This is a genomic window from Xanthovirga aplysinae, from assembly GCF_009711365.1.
In the GTDB taxonomy this organism is placed as follows: Bacteria; Bacteroidota; Bacteroidia; order Cytophagales; family Cyclobacteriaceae; genus Xanthovirga; species Xanthovirga aplysinae.
In genome coordinates this window covers 1-1,033 of sequence record NZ_SMMB01000298.1, presented here as the reverse complement: position 1 = coordinate 1,033, position 1,033 = coordinate 1, and the positions used below count along the sequence as shown (strand labels likewise).

1 pseudogene is annotated in these 1,033 nt (G+C 37.8%); it reads right to left on the bottom strand.

Annotated features, from left to right (window positions below):
• Positions 1–975: pseudogene (locus E1171_RS00835) on the bottom strand (hypothetical protein); the annotation flags it as partial.
• Positions 976–1,033 lie beyond the last annotated feature (58 nt).

Sequence of the window (1,033 nt, the reverse complement as noted above, 5' to 3'; positions counted from 1 at the left end):
ATACTCTTTTTCAAACACATAGTCAGGAAAGGAGCCTATACTAAGGACAACACCATCAGCTTTGATTTTTCCTGCCACATCAAGCTTTGCTGTTGGGGAAGTTTTACCGATACCTAAGTTGCCGGAATCGTTTAAAACCATCATGACACTGCCACCTGATCCGGGATTAAAAGTAGCATCACTGTGACTTCCTCCCTTAAACCAAGCGAAATGGGAGTCAGTCCTGTAGTATTGGGTGCTTCCTTGTATACCAATCCCATAATTAGTGTTCCAAAGATTAATCACCTGGCGTGTCTTACTACCAAAACTTAAAGCCCCTGAAGTAGTGTTAGCACTACCAAAACTCAGGGTTCCCGTAGTAGTAGAATTACCGTTTGTAGTGGTATTGCCATTAAAAGTTAAAGTGTTAGCAGCAAAGTCACCGTAAATCAAAGGGCTAGAAGTATCGGTATTGGTTATATAGAGCTTATTGCTTCCGGTTTCATCGTAGCCAGCACTATAACCAATAAAAACGTTAGAACTGCCTGTACTCTTTCGTCCAGCATTCATCCCTATAAAAGTATTGGCGCCACCGGCTTTATTATCATAACCCGAACCATATCCGATAAAAGTATTGGCATAACCTGTTGTATTAGCACCACCGGCACCCCAACCGAAATAACTATTATAAGAACCACTAGTATTAGACGTCCCCGCATAATAACCAAAAAAACTATTAACACGGCCCGTAGTATTACTACTCCCTGCCAAAGGACCTTGAAATAAATTATCTATAACTTGCTGCCCAAAGGCCATTTTGATAGAACCAAAAAATGCCAGAAGGAAGATTAGAAAAAAGTTACTATACGGTTTATTGGCCCTTCTTTGGATAAAAGGTTTTTTTTCCCTTTTCTTTTTTTGATAATTATATTTGGATGTTTCAATGGTTGGAATATAACGCCAACCAGAATTTGAGTAAAAAGTAAAACTTTTCATAAAAATTGGTTTTTAGTTTGTTATATAAATTATATGTCTCCTAAATAATAGTTTAATA